7 protein-coding genes are annotated in these 7,109 nt (G+C 61.4%); 2 read left to right on the top strand and 5 right to left on the bottom strand.

The window, feature by feature from the left end:
* Window positions 1-11: 11 nt before the first annotated feature.
* Window positions 12-476: a peptidylprolyl isomerase gene (locus tag Q0176_RS07800; RefSeq protein ID WP_366797363.1), complete on the bottom strand. Its 465-nt coding sequence runs from the start codon at window positions 474-476 to the stop codon at window positions 12-14.
* 471 nt (window positions 477-947) lie between these two features.
* Here Q0176_RS07800 and Q0176_RS07795 point away from each other — a divergent pair, with 471 nt between their 5' ends.
* Window positions 948-1,094: a hypothetical protein gene (locus Q0176_RS07795; RefSeq protein ID WP_299301136.1), complete on the top strand. Its 147-nt coding sequence runs from the start codon at window positions 948-950 to the stop codon at window positions 1,092-1,094.
* Here Q0176_RS07795 and Q0176_RS07790 read toward each other — a convergent pair.
* From Q0176_RS07790 to Q0176_RS07775, 4 genes are all read right to left on the bottom strand, one after another.
* The gene (locus Q0176_RS07790; RefSeq protein WP_299301133.1) at window positions 1,079-2,455 is read right to left on the bottom strand and encodes a sodium-dependent transporter; all 1,377 of its coding nucleotides are present in this window, start codon (window positions 2,453-2,455) and stop codon (window positions 1,079-1,081) included. The genes Q0176_RS07795 and Q0176_RS07790 overlap by 16 nt on opposite strands.
* A gap of 102 nt (window positions 2,456-2,557) precedes the next feature.
* Window positions 2,558-2,980, bottom strand: coding sequence for a GrdX family protein (locus Q0176_RS07785; protein ID WP_299301130.1), 423 nt, complete (start codon window positions 2,978-2,980; stop codon window positions 2,558-2,560).
* 2 nt (window positions 2,981-2,982) lie between these two features.
* Complete coding sequence (locus tag Q0176_RS07780; protein WP_299301128.1) at window positions 2,983-4,296, bottom strand: glycine/betaine/sarcosine/D-proline family reductase selenoprotein B; 1,314 nt, start codon at window positions 4,294-4,296, stop codon at window positions 2,983-2,985.
* A 26-nt stretch (window positions 4,297-4,322) separates the two neighbouring features.
* The gene (locus tag Q0176_RS07775; protein WP_299301125.1) at window positions 4,323-5,606 is read right to left on the bottom strand and encodes a glycine/sarcosine/betaine reductase component B subunit; all 1,284 of its coding nucleotides are present in this window, start codon (window positions 5,604-5,606) and stop codon (window positions 4,323-4,325) included.
* 221 nt (window positions 5,607-5,827) lie between these two features.
* Between Q0176_RS07775 and Q0176_RS07770 the strand changes: the two genes are divergently transcribed.
* Window positions 5,828-6,997, top strand: coding sequence for a sugar diacid recognition domain-containing protein (locus Q0176_RS07770; protein WP_299301122.1), 1,170 nt, complete (start codon window positions 5,828-5,830; stop codon window positions 6,995-6,997).
* Window positions 6,998-7,109 lie beyond the last annotated feature (112 nt).

Here is a 7,109-nt window from a genome sequence, read left to right as displayed (position 1 = left end):
CCCCAAGCGGGCTACTTCGCCTCGGCTCCCTCCTCGATCCTCACCGAGTTCATGACCACATCCTCCACCGGTCTGTCCTGAGGCCCCGTCTTGACCTTTCCGATGGCCTCGACCACGTCCATCCCGGATACCACCCGGCCGAAAATGGCATGCTTTCCATCCAGCCAGGGGGTGGGGACCAGGGTGATGAAGAACTGCGACCCGCCCGTGTTCGGGCCGGCGTTGGCCATGGAGAGCACTCCCGGCCCGTCATGCTTCAGCCCGGGGGCAAACTCGTCGGGGATCGTGTAGCCGGGGCCGCCCGTCCCCGTGCCCTTCGGGTCCCCTCCCTGGATCATGAAGCCGTCGATCACCCGGTGGAAGATCACGCCGTCATAGAATCCCTTTTTTGCCAGGTCGATGAAGTTCTGCGCCGTCTTGGGCGCAAGGTCGGTGAAAAGCTCGACCCTGAAGGTCCCCCTGTTGGTCTCGAACACCGCGGCGGGACGAGCCTCGGCCCGGGCCCTCCCCGGCAGCAGCAGGACCACGCAGGACAGGGACAGGACAAACAACGTGAATACGGACGCCGTTTCCAAAATCGTTCTCAAAACAGATATCTCCTCTCGATAACCGGCTTTCGACAAAACAACCCGATAAACGGTCTGCGGCGAAAACGCTGCATTTGTTCATAATAACACGAGCATGTCGACACGAGGATCGGGAAACCGCGCATCTCATCCCGAAAATCGAAGGACCGGAGCTCCAGCTTGGAAACCCCGGCTTCGACATCCTCCGGGTAGGGGACCTTGTCCATGAAAAGGACAAAATGGGCTCGGAGGAGAACCTGCAGTTCGGCGTGCCCGAATCGCAGGTAAAAAAGAGCGTCTGCAGGGACGGTTGGGGAAAACGATGTCGAGCCTCGATTGAAAAGCCGAAAGCCATCTCCTGCAGGGTGCAAAAACAAATAAGTGATGGAGCTTGGAGGTCGGCAGCAGAAGGCGTTCGATGTCGTGGCGAACCTGCTGGGCTGGCGGAACTCTGATAGAAAACGGGACCACCGGCTGCGCCGATGGCCCCGTTTTTACAGCGGTACGCCCTGCTACAGTCCCCTGTAAAGAATGGTCAGGAGGGCGAGCGGAATGAGATACGCCACCAACGGCTTCCACCAGGTAGCGACGCGGATTAGACCCGTGGCTCCCACGTTGCACTCGTCCCGGTAGTTCTCGAACTTCCACACGAACGTCAGGTAGAGGGCAACCAGCAGTGCGTCGACGGGCATCATGATGTCGCCGGACAGATGGTCCGCGAAATCGAAGATGCTCCTGCCCATGATCTTGTAGGTGCTCCAGACGCTGCCCGCGCTCAGGGAGAGGATGGAGGGGATCCCCAGCAGGAACATGACTGCAAGGCAGCCCCACGTGGACTTCTTGCGGCTGATCCCGAAGTACTCCGCGAAACTGGCCGCGGGGGCCTCCAGATAGCCAATGCCCGACGTGAAGCCCGCCAGCGCGGCCAGGAAGAAGAACATCATGCCCCAGAACTGACCGCCGGCCATCTTGCCGAAGATGATCGGCAGCGTCTCGAAGACCAGCCCAAAGCCGCGGGATGTCGGGTCCATGCCGTAGCAGAAGAGGGCGGGGAAGATCACGATTCCCGCAATGACGGCGAAGCCGGTATCCATGGAGACGACCCAGCAGCTGTCCACGGGGATGTTGCTGTCGGGCTTGAGGTAAGAACCATAGACGATGGCGGTGGAAATGCCGATGCCGATGGAGAAGAAGGACTGCCCCAGGGCCGCCAGGATGGCCTGGCCCGTGATCTTGCTGAAGTCCGGCGTCAGATACCACTTCAGCCCATCCAGGGCCGTCTTGCCGCCCTCCACCTGAGGTGTCATGGTGAGGGAACGCGCCGCCAGCACCACCAGCATGATGCCCAGGATCGGGAGCATCCACTTGCAGGCCCGCTCCACGCCGTTCTTCAGCCCCTGAGTGACGGTGAGGCCCAGGACGGCGATGACGAACAGCGTGTAGCCTGCCATCTCCACGGGGCTGTTCATGAACTCCTGGAATATGGCCTTGGTGCCCTCGGGATCAATTCCATTGAAAGTACCGGAGACGGACTTGACGGCGTAGGCGAACATCCAGCCGATGATCACCATATAGTAGGACATCAGGACGATACAGGCCAGGCAGCCCACCCAGCCGATGAGCGACCAGGGAGTACTCTTGCCGCCCGCCAGCTTCTTCATGCCGACGATGGGCGTCAGCATGGTTTTGCGTCCCAGGCCGACCTCGGCGATGAAGAGGGGAACACCGATCAGAACGCAGATCAGCACGTAGACCAGCAGAAACGCGCCGCCTCCGTAGGTCCCCACAAGGTACGGAAAGCGCCAGATGTTTCCAAGACCTATGGAAAACCCGGCCGCTGAAAGGATGAAACCGATACGACTTCCCCAATTCTCACGCTGTTCCGTCATGTTCATTCCGCCTTTCCGTTAGTATGCGCGGGGCGATTCCCGCGCGGAGATACTGTTGTTACGAAGGGCTTTGGAGCTTTTGGACCGAGACAAGCCCTCATGTCAAAGGGCGAGGCCCAGGCCATAGTCCCGCAGGGTCCTCAGCAGAAGCTCCTCGTCGATCAAGGCGAAGTCCGCGTCCGTTCCCGATCCTGCGCTCGAGTCGATTGCCCGCTGGGTCTCCAGGCGCTCCCGCGCCTTGGAAAGGGCCGTCAGGCCCGCGACGTCGTAGCGCCTGTCGGCCCGCTCGACCAGGAGCGACCTGTAAGGCGCGCGCATCAGTGGGATGTTAGGCGGCAGAGGAGCAGAGACAAGGCGATATCCATCCTGGAGCAGCTCCTCCGTTCGGGACAGGACGTCGAGGGGGGACCCCTCCACGGCTTCGATGCGAACAACCCCATGGCTGGCCGCGAAATCCGCGGTCAGCCTGGGGTTGTTGGTGACGATTTCGAGATGTCCGAGCTCGCTCATGGCCCTCTCGGTCAAGCCTACTTCTCGAAAACGGTCTGTTCGTCGATCGGGGTCTCCATGGCCTTGAAAGAACGGAGGACCAGCTCACGCCGCGTGGCCTTGTCCTCCTCCTCCCCCAGTTCGGGAGCACCCACCGGGTGAGGAATCGCCACACCGGGGACAATACGGTTGGCGCCGACCGTCAGCATGATGGGAACGATCGTTGCAATCTGAACGACGGGAATACCCGCTGCCTTCTCGATCTCGCGCGTCATCGATGCACCGCATCGAGTACAGGTGCCTCAGGTCGATGTCAGAATCGCCGCGTCCACCCCAGCCTTCTTGAGTTCCTCGCCTATCTCCCGTCCGAACTTCTCCGCGAACGCCACGGCCGTTCCGGTTCCCGTGGTGGTGTAGAAATACGGGTGCAGCTTGCCGTAGACACCCTCCTTCTCCAGGTCGCGCATCACGTCGAGCGGAACGACGACATCCGGGTCCTGGTTGGCCCAAACGCGGTCGTAGCCGCCGTGCACGGACTCGTAGTTCTTGTCCGTCATATCATCGATCTTGGAGATGTCATACCGGCCATAGCTCTCGGCGGAGGAGACCCGGATATGGTCCGGATTGCCCAGCGGCACGATGCCCCCCGAGCTCACCAGGGCGATCGTCGCATGCTTGAGGTCCTTCACGGGGGCTGCAGGCGGGATCTTGTTGAACTTGGGCATCTCGTATTCCGTACGGAACTCCTCGCCCTTCAGCTTCTTGAGGAGCATTTCGACGGCGCGCTCCGCTCCGCTCTTTTCATGGATGAAGTTCTTTCGGATCCCCCTGTGGATATAGCCCTCCTCGCGGGCCGGCCCCATCTTCTCCCCCGACAGCAGCTTGGCGGAGAGCGCGGCGATGCCCTTCAGGGCCGCGGCCATACCCCGGGCGCTGTCGGCGCAGGGCACGATGTACGTCTTCTTGGAATAAAGCTCGACGCCGGGGTTTTCCGGATACATGGCCGTCACGGTCGGGATATTCAGCTCCGCCGCTGCCGTGGCCGCGATGTCGCCGCAGGCGAAGCCGTAGCGCCCCGCGTTGAAGGCAGGACCGGCAACCAGCAGGTCGGGCTTCGCCTCCTTGATCATCTTGAGGCATTCGGCGCGCGCCTCGTCGGTGTGCTCGCCATAGTAGCCGTCGCCGCAGACGACCGTTCCGACGATCTCGGCCTTGCCCTCCAGCTCCTTCGCCAACCCCACGCCAGGCCCGACCAATTCCGTCTTGAAGAGGGGCGTCTGGTCCGCCTTATCCTCTCCGCCGATGCCGGCATAAAACTGATTTATGTAATGTACGACACGCTTCATGGTCATCTTCCTCCCTTACAGACGCCCATCCGTCAAATCCACTCGCAGCCGACGCGGTTGAACCCGATCTCCGCCGTCGATGCGATGATCGCCTGCATCTCCACGAACATGGAACCGTCCTTACGAAGACTCTCCGCAGCGCCGCCCGAGAGGTGCGCGATGGACTCCGGCCATCCGATAACCTTCTTCATGGCCGGGACCTCCAGCATCTCGTTGACGTTGCCCGTGGATATGAACCCCGTCATCTCCGGTGTGGCGTCGGCGAGGCTCTGGCTGGCGCCATCCGTTCCGGCAGCCTCGTCGGAGACCACGACGGACTTGATCCCCGCCAGCTCGAAGTTCTTGGCGTTCAGGCAGAGGTCCGTATCCGGATTGCCGTACCCCTCCTCCGAGACGATGACGCCGTCCGCCCCCAGCTCCCGGGCGATGGACAGGTTCATCTGCGACGCGCGCAGCTTGCCCGCCAGGACGGTGCTCTCCTGGGTCGGAATGACGCCCAGGAAGTTCAGGTCCTTGCCGTGACGCGCGTAAAGCGCCGCGACAATGGGATTGTGGACGTGATGCCACGTGGTGTTCTTGTCGCAGGCCGAGACGCAGTTGCCCGAGACCATCGCTCCATCCAGCACCTCGTTGGGGTGAAGGAGGGTCGGAAGGCTCGGCCGGATATCCGCGCCGTAGACGTAGGTATCGTGCAGAAGCCCCTGGGTGATGTTCATGCACACGTAGATGACCTTAGGCAAGGAGGCGTGTTTGACGTTCTCCTCCGGGACGGTGCCTTTCTCGAAGACATCGATGCAGTCCGGTTTGGCATCCTTGCACTTGTCGGCCAGGTACACGGCCAGCTTCAGCCCGCCCTCGCGCAGGATCTGTTCGTACTGATGCTGCTCCAGATCCGCGATCGGCTCGACCACCAGCACCACGTTCTGCGTCGCGGAGAACGGAGTGTAGACGGCTCCGGGGCCGCTCATGTCGACGAACCCCTCCTGAAACGCCACGATGGGGCCGCAGGTTATGACGGCCGCCCCGTCCAGCACGAACGTCCGCCCCTCGCCGCAGCGGCTCATGGGCGCACTGAACCCGGGATAATACCCCTTCCCGTCCATTTTCACGCGCGGCTCCACCGCGTCCTTGACGGGGATGATGCGCGCGCTCTCCCCAGGACGGGCCAGTTCCAGGTCCACCTTGGCAAAGCGCTTTTCCTCACTGACGCAGGCAATGGCCTCCGCCTTGTTGACGTAGAGCACGCCATCCTTCACGCAGGTGGCGTCACCCCATTGGACGTCCCGAACCTTCACCTTGTGCAGTTCCAGCTTCATGCTGCTGCCTCCTTTCGTCCTGCTCCAGCCCGTTTCAAATCATGACGGGCCCACGCACCGGAAAGCCTTTCAACGCTCCTTAAAAGGATACAAATGAGCAATCCATTCTTCATTAGGCCCTTGCCCATAAAAACGGAATCCATTAAAATAAAAATTGGTCAAAAGCATAAAATGTCTCAAGCTTTTTGCTTCTGTGGGATTCTCGAGAGGGAGATGCGGCAATGCATAAAAAAACGGCCCAGGCTATCGCGAAGACCACCAGCGAGGTGATCGGTTACGGCGTTCTGGTGACGGACGAACGCGGCATCATCATCGGCTGCAATGACGAGAAGCGCGTCGGAACACTCCACGAACCCTCCCTGGAGGTGATGCGGACAGGTCAGCCCGCCTTGACCTCCAAGGAGGAGGCCGCAAGGCTCGAGGGCGTAAAGCCCGGATATACGGCGCCGATCGCCCTGTCCGCCCAGGTCGTGGGGACCATCTCCATCGCTGCCCCTCCTCAAAGGGCGGAACGTTACGGGCTGCTGGTACGCAAACAGGCGGAGATACTTCTGATGGAACAGACGTTTCTGGAGCTCAAGCTGCGCCAGCAGTTGGCCGTTCGCGACCTGGCCGAGAGCATCATGCTCTATCGCCCGGAGGACGAGAACACGGACATCCTCCTCCTGCACGGCAAAGAGCTGGGGATCGACCTGGAGCGTTGCCGCATAGCCGTGATCCTCGAGCTTCAGGACCTGCGCCGTCGGCCGGAGGGGCAGGATGCCTTCCGCGACATGGCGCTGAACTGCATCATCAACTTTTTTTCAAATCCTGCACACCTCATCGCCCCCCTGCGAAACCGACAGATCGTTCTTTTTCTCGCTCTGCCCTGCAACCGCCACGAGGGAGAGATGGAGGAGTCCGCGTTTCACCTCTGCGAGGCCCTTTCGGACCACATGGAGAAGGATGGTATGCTCCTGGAGGCGGGTATCGGCGTCGATGCCGATACTCTTCCTCTGCTGGCACAATCCGCGCATCTGGCCCGGGAGGCGCTCTCCACAGGCCGGGCGCTCGGGATGCGGATCTGCCCGGCGAGCTCGCTCGGAGCCGAGATGCTGCTCTCCTACATTCCGGCGGGGCGCAAGCGTCAGCATGTCGAGCGGGTGCTGCGGGGCATGGAGGGCATCTCGCCGGAGCTGACGGACACATTTCTTGCCTGGTGCCGAAACCCCTTCGCTCCTACGGATGTGGCCCGTTCCCTGTCCATCCATCGAAACACGCTGCAGTACCGCCTGAAGAAACTGCGTGACCTCCTGGGCCTGGACCCATGGAATTTCCACGACTGCTTCACGATATGGTCCGCCCTGATCCTGAGAAAGTTCGGACGCCATCCCAGGGGCGAGGGGATATGACGCGGAGGCATGACAAACGACCCGAGAGGCTGCGGTTGGACGATTCCCCAGACCGATTCGTTTGAAACTCGGTACAAACTCGAGGGTCCCCGGAACGTTCCGGGGACCCTCG

The sequence above is a fragment of the uncultured Fretibacterium sp. genome (genome assembly GCF_938040765.1).
Taxonomy (GTDB): domain Bacteria; phylum Synergistota; class Synergistia; order Synergistales; family Aminobacteriaceae; genus CAJPSE01.
The sequence above is the reverse complement of the archived record's forward strand: the minus strand, read 5'-3'. Positions and strand labels throughout refer to the sequence as shown.